This window comes from Paraburkholderia suaedae (assembly GCF_040812055.1).
Taxonomy (GTDB): Bacteria; Pseudomonadota; Gammaproteobacteria; order Burkholderiales; family Burkholderiaceae; genus Paraburkholderia.
Map to the genome: position 1 here is coordinate 133,761 of NZ_JBFOAH010000001.1, position 22,716 is coordinate 156,476.

Genomic DNA, 22,716 nt, shown 5'->3' on the forward strand with positions numbered 1-22,716 from the left:
TGAGTCATTCGATGAGAAGCGAGGCCAGCACGCGCCGCCGCCAGAATTTGCGCAGGTCGCCGCGCGTGACGGTGAGCGTCACGGAGCCGGTGTCGCCGCACAGGGTCAGGCCGAGTTCGCCGAGCTCGCCGGATTGCAGTGCCGCCAGTGCCGGTTCGAACCAGTCGGTTTGCACGGTGGCGAACGCGTGGTTCCAGCGTGCCCAGTCCTGTTGGATGTACGGTGCGGAAAACGGATCGAGTTCGACCAGCATGGTGTTCGGGTCGACGCTCGCCGGCGCGGCGGTTGAATTTCCGATTGCGTCGCCAGCATGTCTTGCAAGTGCGGCCAGCGCGCCGAACGACGCCGGCGGGGCGCCGGTCTGCACGCCCGCGCTCAGTGCGAGGCCGCGCGTCGCGGCGGCGTCGGAAAACACGCGGGCAAACGGGCTGCGCACCGGCTGCGCCGCGCCTTGCGCGTGAAACCAGATGGAATTGACGGCGGGCAGCCCGCGCGCCTCGCGCGCTTCGTTGACCGGATGCTCGAACCACGCCATCTGCACTTCGTTCTGCAGCTTCATCCATGCACGCGAGCGCTCGCCGGAATGCGCTTCGTGCGGCAGCCAGATTTCGATGTTGCGGCCGCTCGCGCGCAGCGGCGACGCGCCCGCCAGCATGCCGAAGCCGTCGCCCGACAGATACCAGCGCGCGGGCTTGGGCGCCTCGATGCGTACTCCGAGTTCTTCGATGAGCGGCCGGGCGACCGCCAGCAGCGCGCGGGCTTCGTCGTCGGACAGTTCCAGCGACGCGGGATCGATCAGTACGAGGTGATCGTGCGCGATGCGTACGTGGACAGGCTGCACGCAGCCCCAGGTCGCGCTGCCGGGCTCGCCGCCGTCGGCACGCAGCATGTAGGGGGCGAGCGGCGCTTCGTCGGCGGCTGCCGTGTCGGCGGGCAGCGCGCCGAACTGGCGGGCCACCCAGCGTTCGTGCGGCAGCGTGCGCTGAAAATCTTCGCCCACCACCCGTTCGACCAGCGTCGCACGCGCGATGAGCCGGTCGAAGGCCGGGCTGCGGATGTCGTGGAAGGCGGTGGAGGCGTCCGCTGCGGCGGGCAGCGCGAACGGAAGGAGCAGATGGACACGGTTGGCGGGCATGATGCTGCGCATTGTAGGGCAAAGAGTGCGAGTATTTCCCCGTTCTGTCGCGCATGGCCTTTGCGCGAGCCGGCGGCATTGTATGGCAAACTTCGCGCTTGATCGGGCGATGGCACCGACGCTTGCTGCGGTGACGCCACCGGCGAGGCGCCGGCTCCCGCGCAGCGGAGCGCGTCCTGCTGGGAGGCGCCGCACGGCGCGGTGGCACCGGAACCATCGGTGCCGCGGCGACACCAACCAACACGACGCCCGGCCGCACGGCTGAGCTTTCACGTCGTTCGCGCGCGGCAGACACGCAAGCGCAGCCGATACCCAGGCCGAACAAAGTAGCCGAACCACGTAGCCGCAGAACGCAGAAAAGGATTCGCTTGAAATTTCCCTACGAATGGCAGATTGGCTGGCGCTACACGCGCGCCGGCAAACGCACGACCGGCAACGGCTTCATCTCTTTCATCGCGCTGGTGTCGATGTCGGGCATCGCGCTCGGCGTGGCGGCGCTGATCGTCGTGTTGTCGGTGATGAACGGGTTTCAGAAAGAGGTGCGCGACCGGATGCTGTCGGTGCTCGCGCACGTCGAGATCTTTTCGCCGACCGGCTCCATGCCCGACTGGCAACTGACCGCCAGGGAAGCCCGCCAGAACAGGCAGGTGATCGGCGCGGCGCCGTACGTGGAAGCGCAGGCGCTCCTCACGCGCCAGGACGCCGTGAGCGGCGTTGCATTGCGCGGCGTCGAGCCGACGCTCGAGCCGCAAGTGTCGGACATCGGCAAGGAAATGAAAGCCGGCAAGCTGACCGATCTCGTGGCGGGCGACTTCGGCATCGTGCTGGGCGCGGACCTCGCCACCAATCTCGGCGTGCAGCTGAACGACAAGATCACGCTGGTCGCGCCCGAAGGCACGATCACGCCGGCCGGCATGTTGCCGCGGCTGAAACAGTTCACGGTGGTGGGCATCTTCGAGTCGGGGCATTACGAATACGACAGCACGCTCGCGCTGATCGACATCAAGGACGCCCAGGCGCTGTTCCGGCTGCCCGCGCCGACCGGCGTGCGGCTGCGTCTGAGCGACATGCAGCGTGCGCCCGAAGTCGCGCATGAGCTTGCGCGCAGCCTGTCGGGCGATCTGTACATCCGCGACTGGACCCAGCAGAACAAAACCTGGTTCTCGGCGGTGCAGATCGAAAAGCGCATGATGTTCATCATCCTCACGCTGATCATCGCGGTGGCGGCGTTCAATCTGGTCTCCTCGCTGGTGATGACGGTGACCAACAAGCAGGCCGACATCGCGATCTTGCGCACGCTCGGCGCGCAGCCCGGCTCGATCATGAAGATCTTCGTCGTGCAGGGCGTGACGATCGGCTTCATCGGCACCGCGACCGGCGTCGCGCTCGGCTGTCTGATCGCGTGGAGCATTCCGTGGCTCGTGCCGATGATCGAGCACCTGCTCGGCGTGCAGTTCCTGCCGCCGTCGGTGTACTTCATCAGCGAGCTGCCGTCGGAGCTGGTTCCCGCCGACGTCGCGCGCATCGGCATCATCGCGTTCGCGATGTCGGCGGTCGCGACCCTTTACCCGAGCTGGCGCGGCGCGAAAGTGCGTCCGGCGGAGGCGCTGCGCTATGAATGACCGTTCCGCCAACCTATCCATGCCCATTCAGGACACCGTGCAGCATCCGTACGTGCTCGAAGCCACCGGCATTTCCAAATCGTTCGTGCAGGGCGGTCTGAACGTGCAGGTGCTCAACAATACGCAACTGAACGTGCTGCGCGGCGAGAAGCTGGCGATCGTCGGCGCGTCGGGCTCGGGCAAGAGCACGCTGCTGCACGTGCTCGGCGGCCTCGACGATCCGAGCACGGGTCACGTGTCGGTGATGGGTAAGCCGTTCACGCAACTCTCCGAGCGCGAGCGCAACGACTTGCGCAATCGCGCGCTCGGGTTCGTCTATCAGTTCCACCATCTGCTGCCGGAGTTTTCCGCGCTCGATAACGTCGCGATGCCGTTGCGGATTCGGCGCATGACGACTGAAGCCGCGCGCCGCGAAGCGCTCCAGGTGCTCGAGCGCGTTGGCATGGGGCATCGCGCGAAACATCGGCCCGGTGAGCTGTCGGGCGGCGAGCGTCAGCGCGTGGCGATCGCGCGGGCACTGGTCACGAGGCCCGCCTGCGTGCTCGCCGACGAACCCACCGGCAACCTCGACGGCGGCACCGCCGACACAGTGTTCAACCTGATGCTCGAACTGTCGCAAACGCTCGAAACGAGTTTCGTGATCGTCACGCACGACCCGGAACTGGCCGGCCGCTGCGACCGCATCATGCGGCTGCGCGACGGCGTGCTGCACGAAGAGCCGCCGGTGCCGGTCTGACCGCAGGGGCGTGTTGCTTGCGGTGAGCGGGCGCCGTTAGTCTGACGAGGTCTGTCATGTGGATCGATACGCACTGCCATCTCGATGCTGCGGAATTCGACGCCGACCGCAACGCGGTCGCGGCGGCGGCGCGCGGTGCGGGCGTCGCGCGGATCGTGATTCCGGCGATCGGCCGGCAGAATTTCGCCACGGTGCGCGAGCTTGCGCATCGGGTCGACGGCGGCGCCTATGCGCTCGGGATTCATCCGCTCTTCACGCCGGACGCCGACGAGGGCGATCTCGACCTGCTGCGCACGGAGATCGAAGCGAGCCTCGGCGATCCGCGCTTCGTCGGGATCGGCGAGATCGGGCTCGACTATTTCGTCGACGGTCTCGACGATGCGCGCCAGCAATTCTTCTATAACGGTCAACTGCAGCTCGCGCGCGAGTTCGATCTGCCGGTGATCTGCCATGTGCGCAAATCGCAGGATCAGGTGATCAAGGGACTGCGGCGGCATCAGATCCATCGCGGCATCGCCCACGCATTCAACGGGAGTTTCCAGCAGGCCCGGGCCTACATCGACCAGGGTATGCACCTCGGTTTCGGGGGCAACCTCACGTTCGAGCGCGCCCGGCAAATCCGCCGCCTGGCCGGGCAGTTGCCCTTCGACGCGCTAGTCGTAGAGACCGATGCGCCGGACATCGCCCCTTCATGGATCTACAAGCAGCGCAACTCGCCAGAGCAGATCCCGGGCATCGGAGCGGGCCTCGCGCAACTGCGCGGCATGAGCGCCGACGAAACCGCCCTAGGCACAACGGCTAACGCGCTTGCCGCGCTGCCCCGGCTCGCCCTTTCGTCTGCATAATCGAACGCGTTGGCTGATTGGTTCGCGCCTGGCGAAACCCACGCCAGGCGGGCTCGCTGACGCCTGTTCGCCGGCTGCGGGGTCGCCTGGCGTTGCTGCGACGGAGGGCGAATGCGGGCAGGGTGGTGCGGGTTTGCGTTGGGCGTGATGGGGCTGCAGCAGCAGGCCGCACTGCCGGACTGGAAGGGTTGGTGCGGGTTGCTGGCGCTCGGCGCGATGGCGATTGCGCTCGCGGTTTGGGGGTTGCGCCGGGACGCGGAGGCAGTCGCACGTGGGCGGGCGGCGAATAGAGCAGATGCAGCGGACGCATGCGAGCCACCGGTGGCGACGCACGGGAGGGATTCGGCGAATTCAGCCGATGCGGCGCGCGCGACATATGCGGCGACCGCGACTCGGCTAGCCAACCCCACGGATGAACGCGCTGCGACGGATCCAGCGCATGGGACCGAGCGAGCGTGCGCAACCGATGCAGCGTTGTGGCGCTCGCAGTTCGACAGGCATGTGCGGTTGCTGACTCACCGCCGTGCAATTGCAATCGTGCCGTCGCGCCGTGCGCCGATAGATGCGCGCATCCGGTTGATCACCCGCTGCGATGCGGCTGCGAATATCCCGGTTCCGCGCTTACGCCCGGATGCGCGCGCCCGGTCATGGGTCGGCTGGACTGCGCTCTGGTGCGCGGCCGCGTCCGCGGGCTTCGGCTACGCGGCCGTGCGCGCGGAATTGCGGCTCGCCGCGAGCTTGCCTGCTGCATGGGAGGGTCGCGACCTCGAGGTCGTCGGCAGCATCAAGGGCCTGCCGTCACGCGAGGGCAACGGTGCGCGGTTTTTATTCGACGTCGAATCGGCCGCTGCGCCGGTTATTGCACCTGCCACTGGGTTTGTCGCTGCGTCTGCCACCGCGCCGTCGGTCCATTTTCCGCGCGTAATCCAGTTGTCGTGGATCGATGCGGATGCCCCCGCGCCACGGCTCGAACCGGGCGATCGCTGGCGACTGGCGGTGCGGCTCAAGCGCCCGCATGGCAATGCGAACTTCGGCGTGCGCGACGCCGAAGCGAACCTGCTTGCGCGCGGCGTGCGAGCCACGGGCTACGTGAGCGGGCCGTCGCGCGCGCTGCGCTTGCCGGGCCGGGCGCGCGGGCTGAGCGTGCTCGTGGACCGTTGGCGCGCCGCGCTACGCGCGCGGATCGACGCGGTGTTGGCTGACGCGCCGCATCGCGGGATTGTCGTCGCGCTGGCGATCGGCGCTCAGGACGAAGTCAGCGCCGCCGACTGGCTGCTGATGCGCGGCACGGGCACCAGTCATCTGGTGGCGATTTCGGGCCTCCATATCGGCATCGTCGCGGGACTGGCCGGCTGGCTTGCGGGTGCGGTGTGGCGGCGCTCCGGGTGGATCGGGCGCGAATGGCCGTTGTGCTTGCCCGCGCAGATCGTCGCGGTGACCGCAGGTGCCGGCTTCGCGGCACTGCACGCCGCACTGGCCGGCTTCAACGTACCGGCGCAGCGCGCGCTGTGGATGGCGGGCGTCGTCGCGCTGGCGTTCGTCAGCGGGCGCGAGCTGGCGCGCTCGGTCGTGCTGGCGTGGGCGCTCGGACTCGTGCTGCTGATCGATCCGTGGGCGGTGGTGTCGGCCGGATTCTGGCTGTCGTTCTGCGCGGTGGCAGCGATCCTGTTCGCGGTGTCGGGGCGCCCGGTGGTGCGGAGTCGCCGGCAGGGTCGCGACGGCGAGGATGGCGGCGAGCATGTCGGCGAGGCCGAGGCCCATCGCGAGGGCGAGGGCGAGCGCCACGGCGAGGGCAAGGGCGAGGGCGAGGGCGAAGAATCGACCCCGCGCACGCCCCTGCGCCGCCGCATTCGCGCGCTCGCCGAACGGCTGCGCAGCGCCGCGCATGTGCAGATGGCGGTGACGCTTGCGCTCGCGCCCCTGACCGTCTACTGGTTCTGGCAGATTCCGCTGACTGGTCCACTCGCGAACGCGTTCGCGATTCCGTGGGTCAGTCTGCTGGTTACACCGGCGGTGCTGGCCGGCATAGCTTTGCCCGTGCCGCTCGATGCCTGGCTGTGGCACACGGCCAATCTGCTGCTCGATCTGCTGGCCGTCGGTTTGCAGATGTTGTCCGGCCCTGCGTGGGCGTTGTGGAGACTGCCGCAACCGGACGCATGGACGCTCGCCGCAGCCACCTTGGGCGCGTTCTGGTGTCTCGCCCCGCGTGGCTGGCCGCTGCGCTGGGCCGCACCGCTCACGTGGCTGCCGCTGCTGATGCCGGCGCCGCCGGGTCCGCCGCCCGGCAGTTTCCGTCTGACCGCGCTGGATGTCGGGCAGGGCAGCTCGGTGCTGGTGCAAACCGCGCATCACGCGCTGCTGTTCGATGCAGGACCGGGCCCGGAGTCGACCCACGCCGGCGAGCGGGTGGTGGTCCCGTTCCTGCAGGCACATGGCATCGCGGCGCTCGACACGTTGATCATCAGCCACGCGGACTCCGACCATTCGGGCGGCGCGCCAGCCGTGCTCGACGCGATCGACGTACATCAGCTGGTGGCCGCATTGGCGCCGGACAACGTGCTGTGGTCCAGCGCGCAGCAGCACGGCGCGCAGACGGTGCCGTGTGCCGCCGGGCAGCGCTGGCAGTGGGACGGCGTCGAGTTCGCGATATTGTGGCCGGATGCGGGCCCGTTGCACGGCAAGCCGAACGACCATTGTTGCGTGTTGCGGGTTCGCACGATGCCTGGCGCCGTGGGCGGTGCGGGAGCGCTTTCCCAGGCGGTAGCGCCTGCTACGGCAGGCGCGCTTGGGCAAGCGCCAAGGTCTCCGGGGACGGCAGCAGTACGGGAATCAGCGCCGCTACCGGCAATGGCGCCGCTATCGCACACGGCTTCGTCACCTCAACCAGCGCCTCTGTCCGAAACGGCAGCTCATCCTCGATCGACGGAGCCGTCTGCTCAGCCGGCATCGCCGCCCATCGCCGCCTTGCTGAGCGCCGACATCGAGGCGCCGGCCGAGCGCGTGCTGCTTGCGCGCGATCGCGGCGGGTTGCGCGCCCAGGTGCTGGTCGTGCCGCATCACGGCAGCAAGACTTCGTCGACTGAGCCGTTCCTCGACGCTATCCAGCCGTCCATCGCGTTATTTCAGGTAGGCTATCGCAACCGCTTTCAGCATCCGAACAAAGGGGTGTTCGAGCGGTACAAGGCGCGCCATATCGAGCTCGGGCGCAGTGATACTGACGGCGCAGTGCGGGTGGACGTAATGACGGGTCGGTCGGGCGCCAGGCTGACAATCGAACGCTATCGCGATACGCGGCGCCGCTACTGGATGGATCGCTAACGGCTCGAAGAATGAATCGTCAGCTTCTTTGTATATGCCGAAGTACATGCGGCAGGCAAAAAAACGCGGCCATCACGCCGCGTCGGCCGCACGAGGGCATGTGCGAAACACCGACGAACACGCACTGCAAAAAGGCGCGCGCGAATCCGCGCGCAAAACCCGGAACGGAGATAGCCGCTGTTGAAAAACATCATTCATTTTTCGCACGCCAACGGCTTCCCAGCGTCCACCTACCGGACCATCTTCGCCGAACTCGCGGACGACTACGATTTGCGCTTCATCGAGCGGATCGGCCACGACGCGCGTTTCCCGGTGACACGGGATTGGCCGCATCTGGTCGAACAGCTGCTCGACGATATCGCCCGCGCTTACCGACAGCCGGTCTGGCTGGTCGGGCATTCGCTCGGCGGTTATCTGTCGCTGATGGCTGCCCTGAAAAAGCCGCAATGGGTGAGGGGCGTGGTCATGCTCGATTCGCCGGTGATCGCAGGCTGGCGCAGCGGCATGCTGCGCGTGTCGCAATGGACCGGGCTCGACGAGCGGCTTTCGCCCGCCGCCGCCACGCGCACGCGGCGCACGCGCTGGGCGAGCCGCGACGAAGCCTGGCGCCACTTTCATTCGAAGCCGGCGTTCGCGCGCTGGGACGAGCGCATGCTGTCCGATTACATCGACTTCGGGATTCCGCAGACCTCGCCTGACGGCGGCCGCTCGCTGGCATTCGAGCGCCGCATCGAGTATCAGATCTATAAGACTTTGCCGCACACGCTTGGCGCGCGGCTCGCTCGCGGTGCGACCGTGCCGGTCGGGTTCATTGCCGGCACGCGCTCCAAAGAGATGCGACAGGCAGGGCTCGATGCCACTCGCCGCGCCACCGGGGGGCATCTGGAATGGATCGAGGGCAGCCATCTTTATCCGATGGAAAAGCCAATCGAAACTGCGCGGGCGGTCCAGCGGATGTTGCGCGAACTCGAGCGCCGCACGTGAGCTCGCGCGACGGAGCACGGCACATCGGATAGAGCGCCGGCTGGTTTGGCCAGGCGTCACTTTTCATTGATCGACCGGTCTGAGCAGCCAAGGCTGCGGCCGTTAAGGCGCTCCGCAAGCGCTCGGCCACCGCACTCTCGCAACAGAACGCGCAAGCGCCCCGCAGCACACCACCGCAACACGAAAAACACCGCATGACTGACACGCCATGATGACAGCCAGCGTGCCCATGCCGGTCGGATTTTGCTGGGTCGGGCCCTTGCTTTACGGTATAATCCGTTTTTCCCGCGAGCATCCAGCGATGACCAAATATGTTTTCGTCACCGGCGGCGTAGTATCTTCCCTCGGCAAGGGTATTGCCGCCGCTTCCCTCGCCGCGATCCTCGAGTCGCGCGGTCTCAAAGTCACCCTCCTCAAGCTCGATCCGTACATCAACGTCGACCCCGGCACGATGAGCCCGTTTCAGCACGGCGAAGTGTTCGTGACCGAAGACGGCGCCGAAACCGACCTCGACCTCGGCCACTATGAGCGCTTCATCAGCACGAAGATGCGCAAGGCCAACAACTTCACCACGGGCCAGATTTACGAATCGGTGATCCGCAAGGAACGCCGCGGCGATTATCTCGGCAAGACCGTGCAGGTCATCCCGCACATCACGAACGAAATCCAGGCATTCATCGAGCGCGGCGCAGCTTCTGCGACGTGTGGCGAGCCAGATGTCGCGATCGTCGAAGTAGGCGGCACCGTGGGCGATATCGAATCGTTGCCGTTTCTCGAGGCCGCGCGTCAGATGAGCTTGCGCATGGGCCGCAACAGTGCATGCTTCGTGCACCTCACGCTGGTGCCGTGGGTTGCGACGGCCGGCGAACTCAAGACCAAGCCTACCCAGCACAGCGTGCAGAAGCTGCGCGAAATCGGCATCTCGCCGCACGTGCTGCTGTGCCGCGCCGACCGCCCCATTCCCGACGACGAGCGCGCGAAGATCTCGATGTTCTCGAACGTGCCGGAAGACGCGGTGATTTCCGTGTGGGATGCGGACAGCATCTACAAGATTCCGCAGATGCTGCACGACCAGGGTCTGGACGCGATCATCTGTGAAGAACTGAAGCTCGCGCCCAGGGCGGCCGACCTGTCGATGTGGTCGGACCTCGTCGAGAAGCTCGAACATCCAAACCATGAAGTGACGATCGGCATGGTCGGCAAATACGTCGACCTCACCGAGTCGTACAAGTCGCTGATCGAAGCGCTGCGCCATGCGTCGATGCATACATCGACCAAGGTCAACATTGAATACATCGACTCCGAAGAAGTCGAAACGCAAGGCGTCGGCAGCCTCAAGCATCTCGACGCGGTGCTCGTTCCGGGCGGCTTTGGCCGTCGCGGCACTGAAGGCAAGATCGCGGCCATCCGCTATGCGCGTGAAGCGAAGGTGCCGTATCTCGGCATCTGCCTCGGCATGCAACTGGCAGTGATCGAATTCGCCCGCGACGTGGTGGGCCTGAAGGACGCGAACAGCACCGAATTCGATCAGGACACCGAAAACCGCGTGGTCGCGCTGATCACCGAGTGGTACGACCGCGAAGGCCGTGTCGAGAAGCGCACGGAAGAATCCGATCTGGGCGGCACGATGCGCCTCGGTTCGCAGCGTTGCCCGATCAAGCCCGGCACGATGGCCGAAGAGATCTACGGCCGCGACGTGAACGAGCGCCATCGCCACCGTTATGAAGTGAATAACCGCTTCGTGCCCCAGCTCGAAGCCGGCGGCCTCATCATCAGCGCACGAACTCCGAGTGAAGATCTGCCGGAAATGATGGAGTTGCCGCGCAGCATGCACCCGTGGTTCGTCGGCGTGCAGTTTCACCCGGAGTTCACGTCCACGCCGCGCGACGGCCATCCGCTGTTCAAGTCGTTCGTCGAAGCGGCAGTGGCGCGCCAGCAATCGCGCGTGGCGAACCAGGTCCGGGAGAAAGCATGAGACTGGGCGATTTCGAAATCGGGCTCGACAAGCCGTTTTTCCTGATCGCGGGCACCTGTGTGGTCGAATCCGAGCAGATGACGATCGACACCGCGGGCCGCCTGAAGGAAATCTGCGCGAAACTGAACATTCCATTCATCTACAAATCGTCGTACGACAAGGCCAATCGCAGTAGCGGCAAGTCGTTCCGCGGTCTGGGCATGGACGAAGGTTTGCGCATTCTTTCGGAAGTCAAGCGTCAGCTCGGTCTGCCGGTGCTCACCGACGTTCACGCCGAGCACGAGATCGAACAGGTCGCCTCCGTCGTCGACGTGCTGCAAACGCCGGCCTTCCTGTGCCGTCAAACCGATTTCATCCACGCTTGCGCACGTTCGGGCAAACCGGTCAACATCAAGAAAGGCCAGTTTCTCGCACCGCACGACATGAAGAACGTGATCGACAAGGCCCGTGACGCGGCGCGCGAAGCGGGTCTGTCGGAAGACCGTTTCATGGCGTGCGAGCGCGGCGTGTCGTTTGGTTATAACAACCTCGTGTCGGACATGCGTTCGCTTGCGATCATGCGCGAAACCAACGCGCCGGTCGTGTTCGACGCCACGCACTCGGTGCAGTTGCCGGGCGGTCAAGGCACGAGCTCGGGCGGTCAGCGTGAATTCGTGCCGGTGCTCGCGCGCGCCGCGGTCGCGGTCGGCATCGCTGGCCTCTTCATGGAAACGCATCCGAATCCGGCGCAGGCCAAATCGGACGGCCCTAACGCGGTGCCGCTGAACCGCATGGCCGATCTGCTGGAGACGCTGTTGACGCTCGACGAGGCCGTCAAGCGCGCGCCGTTCCTCGAGCGCGATTTCAACTGATTCAGGCGTTCGCCGCGTGTCGCGATCGGCTTGGCATCGGGGGAAGATCAGCGGCGTGCGGCGGATGTACGCAAGGGTCGTCGAACGTATCGGCGCACGAGTTGTCTGTCGGAGATCCAAAGCGCTAACCCGGATCGCCGTGCCAGGTACAGTTTCACGGTAAAGAATTCAACGTCATTTCTTGAGGAAACCATGAGTGCTATCGTAGATATCATCGGTCGCGAGATTCTCGATTCGCGAGGCAACCCCACCGTCGAATGCGACGTGCTGCTCGAGTCGGGCACGATGGGCCGCGCCGCGGTGCCGTCGGGTGCGTCCACGGGCTCGCGTGAAGCCATCGAACTGCGTGACGGCGAAGCAGGCCGTTACGGCGGCAAGGGCGTGCTGAAGGCGGTCGAGCACATCAACACCGAAATCTCCGAAGCTATCATGGGCCTCGACGCTTCCGAGCAGGCCTTCCTCGACAAGACCCTGCTCGAACTCGACGGCACCGACAACAAGTCGCGCCTCGGCGCGAACGCGATGCTGGCCGTGTCGATGGCCGTCGCGAAGGCCGCCGCTGAAGAAGCCGGCCTGCCGCTGTACCGCTATTTCGGCGGCTCGGGCGCGATGCAACTGCCGGTGCCGATGATGAACATCGTCAACGGCGGCGCGCACGCGAACAACAGCCTGGACATCCAGGAATTCATGATCGTCCCGGTCAGCCAGCCGACCTTTCGCGAAGCACTGCGCTGCGGCGCAGAAGTGTTCCACGCGCTCAAGAAGATCCTGTCGGATCGTGGCATGAGCACCGCAGTCGGTGACGAGGGCGGCTTCGCGCCGAACTTCGGCAGCAACGACGAATGTCTGTCCACCATCCTGCAAGCGATCGAAAAAGCAGGCTATCGCGCGGGCGAAGACGTGCTGCTCGCGCTCGACTGCGCGGCAAGCGAGTTCTACCACGACGGCAAGTACCAGCTGGCGGGCGAAGGCCTGCAACTGTCGTCGACGGAATTCGCGGACTATCTTGCGAATCTGGCCGACAAGTTCCCCATCGTGTCGATCGAAGACGGCATGCACGAAAGCGACTGGGCAGGCTGGAAGACGTTGACCGAGAAGCTCGGCAAGAAGGTCCAGCTGGTCGGCGACGACCTGTTCGTCACCAACACGCGCATCCTGAAGGAAGGCATCGAGAAGGGCATCGCCAACTCGATCCTGATCAAGATCAACCAGATCGGTACGTTGACGGAAACCTTCGCCGCGATCGAAATGGCCAAGCGCGCAGGCTACACGGCCGTGATCTCCCATCGTTCCGGTGAAACCGAAGATTCGACCATCGCCGATATCGCCGTCGGCCTGAATGCCGGTCAGATCAAGACGGGTTCGCTGTCGCGCTCTGACCGCATCTCCAAGTACAACCAGCTGCTGCGCATCGAAGAAGACCTTGGTGATATCGCCAGCTACCCGGGCAAGTCGGCGTTCTACAATCTGCGCTAAGTCTGTTAGTGGCCACCTTGTCAACGGGCACCGATGAGCCGGTTATCTTTCGTTTCTGATTGACCTCGCCGCCCTGCGTATAGCGCAGGGCGGCGCGTATTTATTGTGCTTACTTCATGCGGCTTGTCACTGCTGTCCTGATCGTTCTGCTGGCGCTGATCCAGTACCCGCTCTGGTGGGGCCACGGTGGCTGGTTGCGCGTGCACGAGTTGCAGCAGCAACTGGCGCAACAACTGCAGAAGAACGCAGATTCGAAACTGCGCAACGAGCGTATCCAGGGCGAAGTGCAGGACTTGCAGAACGGCACCGCCGCGGTGGAAGAACGCGCGCGCTATGAGATGGGCATGGTGAAGGACGGCGAAGTGTTCGTGCAGTTCGTCTCACCCAATGCGCCGCTTTCCGGCGCGAACGCGCCTTCGGTGACGACTTCCACGCGCGGCGAAGTATCGGCTGCGCCTTTGCACGTAGTGCCGAATCCGGAGTCGCGCGCGAAGCCGGATCGCAAGCGTGGCGGGAAAGCGGCGGCCAAGGAGAAGAAGGCCGCGCATTGAGGTTGGCCGGCCAGCGTTGGATTCGGTGCGAACGATGGAAGAAGGCGCTGTGTTCAGAAATGAACCGCGCCTTTTTTGCTGGTGCTCGCGCTGCGGCGTCGTTGCGCGAGCGTCCGCGCTCGCATGCAAAAGCGGTTTAATGCGGCTTCAATGCCGCTGCTTGGGAGCCGGCGTCACGCCTTCCGACAGCGCATTGGCGACGAAAAGTTGCGCCACGTCGACCGGATCGAATTCATACCGCTGATTGCAGAACTCGCAATGGATCTCGACGTGGCCGCGCTCTTCGATCACGCCGTCCACTTCTTCGCGGCCGAGCATCTTCAGCATTCCGCCGACTTTTTCACGCGAGCACGAGCACTCGAAACGCGCGGTGGCCGGCTCGAAATGCTGCACGTTCTCCTGCCAGAACAGACGGCGGAACACCGTTTCCGGTTCTTCCTTCAACAACTCCTCCTGCGACAGGGTGCCCCCGAGCGTGCACACGCGCTCCCACGTATCCGCGTCGAGCTCGCCCGGATGCGGAACGATCCCGCCGTCGCCGGGCAGCTTTTGCAACAGCATGCCGACTGCGCGCTCGGTGTTCGCCGCGAGCCACAGGCGCGTGTCGAGCTGCTCGGAGTGATGCATGTAGTGTTCGAGTACTTCGGCCATCGACTTGAGCGGGCCATCCACGCCGGACAGCGGCACGATACTTTGATACGGCTGCTGGCCCGGCTGCTTGTCGGCTGGGTCGAGCGTGATCACGCAGCGGCCGTGACCGCTCGCGTTCAACAATTCGATCATCGAGGTCGTGTCGTCGATCGTGTTGCCCGCGTCGCTGGATAGCTTCGCGGTGGCGCGCATCGACAGATCGGAGCCGCACTGGACCACCAGCATCCTGATCGGGCCGTCGCCGAAAATCTGCATGACGAGCGTGCCGTCGAACTTGAGGTTCGCCGACAGCAGCGCGCACGCGGCCATCATTTCGCCCAGGATCGTCCGCACGGGCGCGGGATAGTCACGGCGCGTCAGCACTTCCTGCCATGTGTTGCGCAGCGAAACGATCTCGCCGCGCACCGGCGCCGCGTTGAACAAGAATTTTTGCAACTGGTCGCTCACAGATTTTCCTTGGTGGAATGGCGCAGCGTCATGCCGCACCGTGCGCGCCGCGCGCCGACTGCTAGCCGATGCGTACGAGCTGCGCCTTGAAATAGTCGCGGCGCTCGGCATAACTTGCCGCGCCGCGCTGCATATTGGCGATATCCGTCTCGGTGAGTTCGCGCACCACCTTGGCGGGCGCGCCGAGAATCAGCGAATTGTCGGGAAACACCTTGCCTTCGGTGACGATGGCGCCCGCTCCGACCAGACAGTTGCGGCCGATTACCGCGCCATTCAAGACCACGGCCTGAATTCCGATCAGCGAGCCTTCCTTGATCGTGCAGCCATGCAGCATGACCTGGTGGCCGACCGTCACGTTGCGCTCGATCGTCAGCGGGAAGCCGGGGTCGGTGTGCAGCACCGCGTTTTCCTGCACGTTGCTGCCGGCGCCGATCGTGATCGGCTCGTTGTCGCCGCGGATCGTGGCGCCGAACCAGACGCTCGCGTTTTCCTCTACGGTCACGTGGCCGATGATGTTCGCAGAATCGGCGATGAACACGCTTTCATGGATGGTCGGGGCGGCTTCGCCAAGCTTGTAAATCGTCACAGTGTCTCCTCTTGATCCGCTCGATCGGTTAGGGCGCACGCGCGTTGGAACGGGACGGCGTCCAGCGCATGCTGCCTGACCATGCGTGCCCCGTTACCGGCGCGAAGGGTGGTCGAATCGAGTATTGTAAACGCTGGCGTGCTGGGGGCCATGCTGGCGTGCTGGGGGCCATGTCGCCGGGCTGCGGGAAAGTTCGCCGGCCTGCAGTACGGGCTGGCGGGCGGGTCGCCGCGCCAGCCGTCGCGCTTCGCGATCCTCCTTTTGCCGCGTATGCTATCGCGTCCTTCGCCGCCATCGTGCCTCCACGTTCCACTACGTCCCTCTACGTTCCGTTCCCGTCGCCGATCCGCCTGCCACGATGTCCGCCGCTCCGTTCGCCTCGCCAGAGTCAACCGCCTCGCACGCCTCGACGGCTGCCACCGCTCGATCCGTCCCGAACCCGCCCGGGCAGCCGGCTTGCGCGCGAACCGCCGCGCTGGCCACATTGCGCGAAAGCGACCCCGCCGCCAAGGCAGTCGCAGCCCGCGCGCTATACGCTGCCGTGCTCGACGGCCGCGCGACCTGTGCAGCCAGCCTGGAACTCGATGAGCCGCCCGGCCTGCCAGGCCGTCCTGCGCGGCCCGAACTGGTCGAGCCGCGCAAGCTCGGTCGACGCAGCATGCAATCGCCGCAAGGCCGCGCGGTGTTGCTGCACGCGCTCGCGCACATCGAATTCAACGCGATCAATCTTGCGCTCGACGCCGTGTGGCGCTTCGCCGCCATGCCCGCCGCGTTCTACGTCGACTGGCTCAAAGTGGCCGCCGAAGAGGCCTATCACTTTTCGCTGCTGACCGCGCGCCTCGCGGACTACGGCCACGCCTACGGCGATTTTGCCGCGCACGACGGCCTATGGGATATGTGCGAGCGCACACGCGGCGACGTGCTGGCGCGTATGGCGCTGGTGCCGCGCACGCTCGAGGCACGCGGCCTCGACGCGTCGCCGCCCCTCCGCGCGCGCCTGCAGCAGGCGGGCGACCACGCCTCCGCGGCCATCCTCGATGTGATCCTGCGCGATGAAATCGGTCATGTGCTGATCGGCAACCGCTGGTTCCGGCATCTGTGCGACGCAAGCGGGCTCGATCCGCATCGCACGTACACGCGCCTCGCCGATCAGTATCACGCACCGAAATTGCGTGGTCCGTTCAACTTCGAGGCGCGCCGTGACGCCGGGTTCGACGAAGCAGAACTCGCCGCGCTCGCGGGTCTGGACGCGCGAGAGCCGGCCCCATCGGCCCCATCGGCCGCGCTCGACTGAGTGCCTGACGATCATCGATCCGCAAGCGTCGCCGGCTGCCTCTATAATCGAACGATCATTCTTTTCTGGGCCTGCCGTTCATGAATCCTTCCCGATCCGAGTTTGTCGCAGGTCGCGGCGTCCGTCTGCACGTGCGGCGCTGGGGCAATCCCGACGCGCCCATGCTTTTCATGCTGCATGGCTGGATGGACGTGGCGGCCTCGTTCCAGTTCGTCGTCGATGCGCTGGGCGGCGCCTGGCAGGTGATCGCGCCGGACCTGCGCGGCTTCGGCTTGTCGGACTGGCCGGTGGCCGAGCACGGTGGCGGCAACTACTGGTTCCCGGACTATCTTGCGGATCTGGACGCACTGCTGGACCACTACGCGCCGGCCGGCGAAGTAAACCTGGTCGGCCACAGCCTGGGCGCGAACATCGTCTGCCTGTATGCGGGGGTACGGCCGGAGCGCGTGCGGCGCGTGGTCGACCTGGAGGGATTCGGGCTCGCGCCGTCGCACTCGGCGCAGGCGCCCAAACGCCTGCGCAACTGGCTCGACGAACTGCGCGACCCGCCTCAACTGAAGCGCTACGCGTCGCTCGCCGACGTCGCCGCCCGGCTGACCAAAACCAATCCGCGGCTCGACCCTGCGCGCGCGACGTTTCTCGCGCAGCACTGGTCGAAGCCGGACGGCGAAGGGCGCTTCATGCTGCTCGCCGATCCGGTGCACAAGCTGCGCGGGCCGACGCTGTATCGACTCGACGAGGTGATGGCGGTATGGCGCAAGGTGAGCGCCCCAGTGCTGCACGTCGAGGCGGCCAACTCGCCGACGCTCGCGCAGCTCGCCGGAGAGATTCCGCTCGAGGAGTTCAAGGCGCGCTTCCAGGCGTTTGCCGACTGGCGCGAGGCGATCATCGACGAAGCGGGGCACATGGTGCACCACGACCAGCCCGAGCAGGTGGCCGCGCTGATCGACGGCTTTTGTGCCTGAGCGCGGCGCATAGCGCTGCAAACATCGGCCGCCATCGGCGTGCCGGCGAGATAGCTCTGCGCCCACTTACTGCGTTGCAGTAAAATGGATGCAGAACTTTTCCCGGACCACGATGAACGCCGATCTCCACTGCCACTCCACCGTTTCCGACGGCCAGTTCGCGCCGGCCGAAGTCGCGCGCCGCGCGCATGCGGGCGGCGTGACGCTGTGGGCGTTGACCGACCACGACGAGGTGTCCGGCCAGCAGGAAGCGCGCGCCGCCGCCGAGGCACTCGGCATGCGCTATCTGAGCGGTGTCGAGATTTCCGTGACATGGGCCTCGCGTACGGTGCACGTGGTCGGCTTGGGAATCGATCCGGCGAGTTCGGTTCTGGTCGACGGTCTCGCACGTACCCGCGACGGCCGGGCGGCGCGCGCCGAAGCGATGGGCGAGCGGCTCGCCGCGCTTGGCATTCCCGGCGCGTACCTCGGCGCGCTCAAATACGTGTCTAACCCGGACATGATCTCGCGCACGCATTTCGCCCGTTTCATGGTCGAGAGGGGTTACGCCAGCTCCACGCAAGAGGTGTTCAACCGCTATCTCGGCGACGGCAAGCCCGGTTACGTCGCGCATCGCTGGGCCAAACTGGCCGACGCGGTCAACTGGATCCGGGCCGCCGGCGGCGAGGCGATCATCGCGCATCCGGGTCGTTACGCGTACACGGCGGTCGAATTCGACGCGTTGTTTGCCGAGTTCATCGATCTGGGCGGCAAGGCGATCGAAGTGGTGACCGGCAGCCACACGCCCGATCAATATCGCGAATACGCGGACGTCGCCCGCCGGTTCGGCTTCGAGGCGTCGCGCGGTTCCGATTTCCACGCGCCTGGCGAAGGCCGCATCGAACTGGGCGCGCTGCCGCCATTGCCTGCCGATCTCAAGCCCGTGTGGGAACGCTGGCTGTGATCGTGCGCTGTGCCATGCGGCACGTCGCGCGCGAACACAACGGGAGCCGACCGCGCGCCGCGCACGCCTGCGTCCGGCCGCCCGGCTGCCGCTCATCGACAATCCAGCTGCAACCCAGTCGTCGTCATCAGCCGCTGTTCACCGGTCGCCATCCTTAGTCGCCATGTCCCAATACTTTCGGCTTCACCCTGATAACCCGCAGCCGCGCCTCGTCAAACAGGCCGCGCAGATCATCAAGGACGGCGGCGTGGTTGCATTGCCGACGGACTCGAGCTACGCGCTTGCCTGCCAGCTCGACGACAAGGACGCGGTCGAGCGTCTGCGGCGGATTCGCGGGATCGGCGAAAAGCAGTTACTGTCCTTGCTGGTGCGCGATCTGTCGGAACTGTCGAACTTCGCGATGGTGGACAACCGGCAGTACCGGTTGATCAAATCGGTGACGCCGGGTCCGTACGTCTTCGTGCTGCAGGCCACCAAGGAAGTGCCGCGACGCCTGTCGCACCCGTCGCGCAAGACCATCGGACTGCGCGTGCCGGATCACGCGATTACCCTGGCGATTCTCGAGGAACTCGGCGAGCCGCTGCTCGGCTCGACGCTGATCATGCCGGGCGAAACCGAGCCGCTGAACGACCCCGAAGAAATCCGCTCGCGTCTGGAAAAGCAACTCGATCTGGTGATCGACGGCGGCGCCTGCGTGTGCGAGCCCTCGACCGTGGTCGACCTGACGGGCGCAGAGCCGGTGCTGGTGCGCGCGGGGCGCGGCTCGCTCGCGCCGTTCGGCCTCGAAGAGACGGCATGAGTGAAAGCGGACAGACGCACGCAATCGCGTTGTTACAATAGCGAGCTATGGATTCTTCCCTGATACAGACCATTGCGGTATACGCGTTGCCGGTCGTTTTCGCGATAACGCTGCACGAAGCCGCTCACGGCTACGTCGCGCGCTGGCTCGGCGACAACACGGCTTACGTGCTCGGGCGCGTGTCGATCAATCCGATGCGGCACATCGATCCGCTCGGCACCATCGCGATTCCCTTGCTGCTGTACTTCGCGACGAGCGGCGCGTTCATGTTCGGATATGCGAAGCCCGTGCCGGTCGCTTTCGGCAACCTGCGCAATCCGCGCTGGGGCAGCCTGTGGGTCGCGGCGGCGGGCCCCGCGTGCAATTTCGTGCAGGCGCTGATCTGGGGCCTCGTCGGCGTCGGGTTGGCGGTGATGAACGTCGACGAACCGTTTTTCACGCGCATGGCGGGCGCGGGCGTCGGCGTGAATCTCGTGCTCGGCGTGCTGAACCTGTTTCCGTTGCCGCCGCTGGACGGCGGCCGCGTGTTGATGGCGCTGTTGCCGCCGCGCCAGTCGATCGGGCTGGCGCGCCTCGAACCGTACGGTTTTTTCATCGTCATGGCACTGGTCATGACTGGCACGCTGACGCGCTACTGGCTCAATCCGCTCGTCACGCTCGGCTACAGTGCGATTACCGCGGTTCTGACTCCACTTGTTTCGCTTCTCTAAATAACCATGTTCCCAGACCGTATCTTCTCCGGCATGCGGCCCACCGGGTCGCTGCACCTCGGCCACTATCACGGCGTGCTGAAAAACTGGGTGCGGCTGCAGTCCGAATACCCGTGCTTCTTCTGCGTGGTCGACTGGCATGCGCTGACGACGCACTACGAAACGCCCGAAGTGATCGAAAAGAACGTCTGGGACGTGCTGACCGACTGGCTCGCCGCCGGCATCGACCCGTCGCAGGCTACGCTGTTCATTCAGAGCAAGGTGCCCGAGCATGCGGAGATGGCGCTGCTGCTCGGTATGAGCACGCCGCTCGGCTGGCTCGAACGCGTGCCGACCTACAAGGAGCAACAGGAAAAGCTCAAGGACAAGGACCTGTCCACGTACGGCTTCCTCGGCTATCCGGTGCTGATGGCGGCCGACATTCTGCTGTATCGCGGCTCGCTGGTGCCGGTCGGTGAGGACCAGGTGCCGCACGTCGAAATGACGCGTGAAATCGCGCGCCGGTTCAACTACCTGTACGGCCGTGAGCCGGGCTTCGAACAGAAGGCCAACGAAGCCGCGCGGAAACTCGGCGGCAAGCGTTCCAAGCTTTATCACGAGCTGCGCAACGCGTATCAGCAGGACGGCGACGACGAAGCGCTGGAGCAGGCGCGCGCGATGTTGCAGGAGTCGCAGAGCCTGTCGATGAGCGATCGCGAGCGCCTGTTCGGCTACCTCGAAGGCTCCCGCAAGATCATTCTCGTCGAGCCGCAGGCCATGCTGACCGAAGCATCGCGGATGCCGGGCCTGGATGGCCAGAAGATGTCGAAGTCGTACGGCAACACGATCGGCCTGCGTGAAGACGCGCAAACCATCACGAAGAAAGTGCGCACCATGCCGACCGATCCGGCCCGCGTGCGCCGCACCGATCCGGGCGATCCGGACAAGTGCCCGGTCTGGCAACTGCACCAGGTCTATACGGATGAAGCGACGCACGATTGGGTGCAAAAGGGCTGCCGCAGCGCGGGCATTGGCTGCCTCGACTGCAAGCAGCCGGTGATCGAAGGCATTTTGCGCGAGCAGCAACCGATGCTCGAGCGCGCGCAGAAGTACATGGACGATCCGTCTCTGCTGCGTGCAATCGTCGCGGACGGCTGCGACAAGGCCCGCAGGTTCGCCACGGAAACCATGCGCGACGTCCGCGAGGCCATGGGCCTGTCGTACAACTGAGCCGCGGTCACTAGCAATGAACACGTCCGCGGCCGTCCATGGATCGGGTGAGCCGTCGCCCTGGGTGCGCGATTGGGCGCATCTGGTCGCCGCGGGTGGCGCCGTGCTCGACGTCGCGTCGGGAGCCGGGCGGCATGCGCGGTTCTTCGCGGCGCGGGGGCACCCGGTGACCGCCATCGACCGCGATGCGGCCGCACTCGGCATGCTGCGCGACGAGCCGCTCGTCACCCGGCTAGCGGCCGACCTGGAAACCGCCTCGTGGCCGCTGCCCGCCGATGCCAGATTCGCCGCCGTGATCGTGACGAACTATTTGCACCGGCCGCTCTTCGCGAATCTCTTGCACGCGCTCGCACCCGGCGGCGTACTGGTTTACGAGACCTTCGCGCAAGGAAACGAAAGCGTCGGCAAACCCTCCAATCCGGCGTTTCTACTCGCGCCCGGCGAGCTTCTCGACAGGGTGCGCGGCCAGCTCCGGGTGGTCGCGTTTCAGGACGGTTTTCTCGCGCGGCCGCGCCCGGCCTACGTCCAGCGCATCTGCGCAATTCGCGAGGCAAAGCGCCCAGACGACCCGACGCAGGCGGCACCCCCGCCGTGTTACGAGTTGGCTGGCTAATCCGCTACAATCGCGGTTTACCTGATCAATTCATGGCGTTTCATGACTAACGGCAAGCAGAGCGGCAACCCCAGCGGCAACCCCAGCACCGGCGGCGTTCAGATCCGCGGCAGCATTCCTGCCATCATCACCCCGATGCTGGAAGACGGCAGCCTCGATCTGCCGGCGTTTCGCAAACTGATCGACTGGCACATCGCGGAAGGCACGAATGGCCTGGTCGTGGTCGGCACGAGCGGCGAGTCGGCCACGCTATCGGTCGAAGAGCACGTGCTGATGGTCAAGACCGCGGTCGAGCACACAGCGGGCCGGATTCCGGTGATCGCGGGCTCGGGCGGCAACTCCACCACAGAGGCGATCGAACTCACGCAACGGGCGAAAGACGTCGGCGCGGACGCAACGCTGCAGGTCGTGCCGTACTACAACAAGCCGACTCAGGAAGGCATCTACCGCCACTTCGCGAAGATCGCCGAAACCGTCGATCTGCCCGTGATCCTGTACAACGTGCCGGGCCGCACCGTCGCGGACATGAGCAACGAGACCATCCTGCGCTGCGCGCAGGTTCCGGGCATCGTCGGTGTGAAGGAGGCGACCGGCAACATCGACCGCGCCGCGCACCTGATCAAGTCCGCGCCCGCGCACTTCGGCATTTACAGCGGCGACGATCCGACCGCCATCGCGCTGATGCTGCTGGGCGGCCACGGCAATATCTCGGTCACGGCCAACGTCGCACCGCGCGCAATGAGCGAGCTGTGCCGGGCCGCGCTTGCGGCCGACGCGAAGAGCGCGCGTGAAATCCATCTGAAACTCCTGTCGCTGCATAAGAACCTGTTCATCGAATCGAATCCGATTCCGGCCAAATGGGCGTTGCAGCAGCTGGGTCGTGTGCAGGGCGGAATTCGCCTGCCGCTCACGCCGCTCGACCCGCAGTACCACGAAGCGGTGCGCGGCGCGCTGCGCGAAGCGGGCCTGCTGGGCTAAGCGGGTCGACCGCGGCTCGCGCAGCCCA

20 protein-coding genes are annotated in these 22,716 nt (G+C 65.6%); 17 read left to right on the forward strand and 3 right to left on the reverse strand.

Annotation, left to right across the window (positions count from 1 at the left end):
• Positions 1 to 4: 4 nt before the first annotated feature.
• Positions 5 to 1,147: a regulator gene (locus tag ABQJ48_RS00540; protein ID WP_367835251.1), complete on the reverse strand. Its 1,143-nt coding sequence runs from the start codon at positions 1,145 to 1,147 to the stop codon at positions 5 to 7.
• A 356-nt stretch (positions 1,148 to 1,503) separates the two neighbouring features.
• Between ABQJ48_RS00540 and ABQJ48_RS00545 the strand changes: the two genes are divergently transcribed.
• The 9 genes from ABQJ48_RS00545 to ftsB all read left to right on the forward strand — a co-directional run bounded on the left by ABQJ48_RS00545 (position 1,504) and on the right by ftsB (position 13,493).
• Positions 1,504 to 2,757: a lipoprotein-releasing ABC transporter permease subunit gene (locus ABQJ48_RS00545; RefSeq protein ID WP_367835252.1), complete on the forward strand. Its 1,254-nt coding sequence runs from the start codon at positions 1,504 to 1,506 to the stop codon at positions 2,755 to 2,757.
• On the forward strand, positions 2,750 to 3,493 hold the full coding sequence (gene lolD / locus ABQJ48_RS00550; protein ID WP_367835253.1) for a lipoprotein-releasing ABC transporter ATP-binding protein LolD: 744 nt from the start codon (positions 2,750 to 2,752) through the stop codon (positions 3,491 to 3,493). Before ABQJ48_RS00545 ends, lolD begins: the two co-directional genes overlap by 8 nt.
• A gap of 56 nt (positions 3,494 to 3,549) precedes the next feature.
• The gene (locus ABQJ48_RS00555) at positions 3,550 to 4,338 is read left to right on the forward strand and encodes a TatD family hydrolase (RefSeq protein WP_367835254.1); all 789 of its coding nucleotides are present in this window, start codon (positions 3,550 to 3,552) and stop codon (positions 4,336 to 4,338) included.
• A 111-nt stretch (positions 4,339 to 4,449) separates the two neighbouring features.
• Positions 4,450 to 7,656, forward strand: coding sequence for a ComEC/Rec2 family competence protein (locus ABQJ48_RS00560; protein WP_367835255.1), 3,207 nt, complete (start codon positions 4,450 to 4,452; stop codon positions 7,654 to 7,656).
• 180 nt (positions 7,657 to 7,836) lie between these two features.
• The gene (locus ABQJ48_RS00565; protein ID WP_367835256.1) at positions 7,837 to 8,640 is read left to right on the forward strand and encodes an alpha/beta fold hydrolase; all 804 of its coding nucleotides are present in this window, start codon (positions 7,837 to 7,839) and stop codon (positions 8,638 to 8,640) included.
• 301 nt (positions 8,641 to 8,941) lie between these two features.
• Complete coding sequence (locus ABQJ48_RS00570) at positions 8,942 to 10,615, forward strand: CTP synthase (protein ID WP_367835258.1); 1,674 nt, start codon at positions 8,942 to 8,944, stop codon at positions 10,613 to 10,615.
• Positions 10,612 to 11,466 (forward strand): 3-deoxy-8-phosphooctulonate synthase, encoded by an 855-nt coding sequence (gene kdsA, locus ABQJ48_RS00575; RefSeq protein ID WP_367835260.1) that lies wholly within the window; start codon positions 10,612 to 10,614, stop codon positions 11,464 to 11,466. Before ABQJ48_RS00570 ends, kdsA begins: the two co-directional genes overlap by 4 nt.
• Positions 11,467 to 11,658: 192 nt before the next feature.
• On the forward strand, positions 11,659 to 12,942 hold the full coding sequence (eno, locus tag ABQJ48_RS00580; protein ID WP_121317352.1) for a phosphopyruvate hydratase: 1,284 nt from the start codon (positions 11,659 to 11,661) through the stop codon (positions 12,940 to 12,942).
• A gap of 116 nt (positions 12,943 to 13,058) precedes the next feature.
• A complete protein-coding gene (gene ftsB, locus ABQJ48_RS00585) occupies positions 13,059 to 13,493 on the forward strand; it encodes a cell division protein FtsB (RefSeq protein ID WP_367835262.1) in 435 nt (144 codons plus the stop codon).
• A 147-nt stretch (positions 13,494 to 13,640) separates the two neighbouring features.
• On the opposite strand, the gene hslO is transcribed toward ftsB, so the two are convergent.
• Together hslO and ABQJ48_RS00595 are read right to left on the reverse strand one after the other, a co-directional pair.
• Positions 13,641 to 14,591: an Hsp33 family molecular chaperone HslO gene (gene hslO, locus ABQJ48_RS00590; protein WP_367835264.1), complete on the reverse strand. Its 951-nt coding sequence runs from the start codon at positions 14,589 to 14,591 to the stop codon at positions 13,641 to 13,643.
• Positions 14,592 to 14,652: 61 nt separating this feature from the next.
• Positions 14,653 to 15,177, reverse strand: coding sequence for a gamma carbonic anhydrase family protein (locus tag ABQJ48_RS00595; RefSeq protein ID WP_367835265.1), 525 nt, complete (start codon positions 15,175 to 15,177; stop codon positions 14,653 to 14,655).
• A 358-nt stretch (positions 15,178 to 15,535) separates the two neighbouring features.
• On the opposite strand from ABQJ48_RS00595, the gene ABQJ48_RS00600 reads away from it, so the two are divergent.
• The 8 genes from ABQJ48_RS00600 to dapA all read left to right on the forward strand — a co-directional run bounded on the left by ABQJ48_RS00600 (position 15,536) and on the right by dapA (position 22,688).
• Positions 15,536 to 16,471 carry a ferritin-like domain-containing protein gene (locus tag ABQJ48_RS00600; RefSeq protein ID WP_367835266.1) on the forward strand — a complete coding sequence of 312 codons (936 nt, stop codon included), beginning with the start codon at positions 15,536 to 15,538 and terminating at the stop codon, positions 16,469 to 16,471.
• A gap of 80 nt (positions 16,472 to 16,551) precedes the next feature.
• Positions 16,552 to 17,436, forward strand: a complete 885-nt coding sequence (locus tag ABQJ48_RS00605) for an alpha/beta fold hydrolase (protein WP_367835267.1) — start codon at positions 16,552 to 16,554, stop codon at positions 17,434 to 17,436.
• An 88-nt stretch (positions 17,437 to 17,524) separates the two neighbouring features.
• Complete coding sequence (locus ABQJ48_RS00610) at positions 17,525 to 18,379, forward strand: 3',5'-nucleoside bisphosphate phosphatase (protein WP_473094084.1); 855 nt, start codon at positions 17,525 to 17,527, stop codon at positions 18,377 to 18,379.
• 163 nt (positions 18,380 to 18,542) lie between these two features.
• A complete protein-coding gene (locus tag ABQJ48_RS00615; RefSeq protein ID WP_367835270.1) occupies positions 18,543 to 19,178 on the forward strand; it encodes an L-threonylcarbamoyladenylate synthase in 636 nt (211 codons plus the stop codon).
• A gap of 47 nt (positions 19,179 to 19,225) precedes the next feature.
• On the forward strand, positions 19,226 to 19,888 hold the full coding sequence (locus ABQJ48_RS00620; RefSeq protein WP_367835271.1) for a site-2 protease family protein: 663 nt from the start codon (positions 19,226 to 19,228) through the stop codon (positions 19,886 to 19,888).
• Positions 19,889 to 19,894: 6 nt separating this feature from the next.
• The gene (locus tag ABQJ48_RS00625) at positions 19,895 to 21,097 is read left to right on the forward strand and encodes a tryptophan--tRNA ligase (RefSeq protein ID WP_367835272.1); all 1,203 of its coding nucleotides are present in this window, start codon (positions 19,895 to 19,897) and stop codon (positions 21,095 to 21,097) included.
• A gap of 16 nt (positions 21,098 to 21,113) precedes the next feature.
• Positions 21,114 to 21,710 carry a class I SAM-dependent methyltransferase gene (locus ABQJ48_RS00630; protein WP_367835273.1) on the forward strand — a complete coding sequence of 199 codons (597 nt, stop codon included), beginning with the start codon at positions 21,114 to 21,116 and terminating at the stop codon, positions 21,708 to 21,710.
• 42 nt (positions 21,711 to 21,752) lie between these two features.
• A complete protein-coding gene (gene dapA, locus ABQJ48_RS00635; protein ID WP_367835274.1) occupies positions 21,753 to 22,688 on the forward strand; it encodes a 4-hydroxy-tetrahydrodipicolinate synthase in 936 nt (311 codons plus the stop codon).
• The last annotated feature ends 28 nt before the right edge of the window (positions 22,689 to 22,716 follow it).

Bases quoted from the DNA above. Each gene is read 5' to 3' on its own strand.
- ABQJ48_RS00540 (WP_367835251.1), bottom strand. From the start codon at position 1,147: ATGCGCAGCATCATGCCCGCCAACCGTGTCCATCTGCTCCTTCCGTTC.
- lolD (WP_367835253.1), top strand. From the start codon at position 2,750: ATGAATGACCGTTCCGCCAACCTATCCATGCCCATTCAGGACACCGTG.
- ABQJ48_RS00555 (WP_367835254.1), top strand. From the start codon at position 3,550: ATGTGGATCGATACGCACTGCCATCTCGATGCTGCGGAATTCGACGCC.
- ABQJ48_RS00560 (WP_367835255.1), top strand. From the start codon at position 4,450: ATGCGGGCAGGGTGGTGCGGGTTTGCGTTGGGCGTGATGGGGCTGCAG.
- ABQJ48_RS00570 (WP_367835258.1), top strand. From the start codon at position 8,942: ATGACCAAATATGTTTTCGTCACCGGCGGCGTAGTATCTTCCCTCGGC.
- kdsA (WP_367835260.1), top strand. From the start codon at position 10,612: ATGAGACTGGGCGATTTCGAAATCGGGCTCGACAAGCCGTTTTTCCTG.
- eno (WP_121317352.1), top strand. From the start codon at position 11,659: ATGAGTGCTATCGTAGATATCATCGGTCGCGAGATTCTCGATTCGCGA.
- ftsB (WP_367835262.1), top strand. From the start codon at position 13,059: ATGCGGCTTGTCACTGCTGTCCTGATCGTTCTGCTGGCGCTGATCCAG.
- ABQJ48_RS00600 (WP_367835266.1), top strand. From the start codon at position 15,536: ATGTCCGCCGCTCCGTTCGCCTCGCCAGAGTCAACCGCCTCGCACGCC.
- ABQJ48_RS00605 (WP_367835267.1), top strand. From the start codon at position 16,552: ATGAATCCTTCCCGATCCGAGTTTGTCGCAGGTCGCGGCGTCCGTCTG.
- ABQJ48_RS00610 (WP_473094084.1), top strand. From the start codon at position 17,525: ATGCAGAACTTTTCCCGGACCACGATGAACGCCGATCTCCACTGCCAC.
- ABQJ48_RS00615 (WP_367835270.1), top strand. From the start codon at position 18,543: ATGTCCCAATACTTTCGGCTTCACCCTGATAACCCGCAGCCGCGCCTC.
- ABQJ48_RS00620 (WP_367835271.1), top strand. From the start codon at position 19,226: ATGGATTCTTCCCTGATACAGACCATTGCGGTATACGCGTTGCCGGTC.
- ABQJ48_RS00625 (WP_367835272.1), top strand. From the start codon at position 19,895: ATGTTCCCAGACCGTATCTTCTCCGGCATGCGGCCCACCGGGTCGCTG.
- ABQJ48_RS00630 (WP_367835273.1), top strand. From the start codon at position 21,114: ATGAACACGTCCGCGGCCGTCCATGGATCGGGTGAGCCGTCGCCCTGG.
- dapA (WP_367835274.1), top strand. From the start codon at position 21,753: ATGACTAACGGCAAGCAGAGCGGCAACCCCAGCGGCAACCCCAGCACC.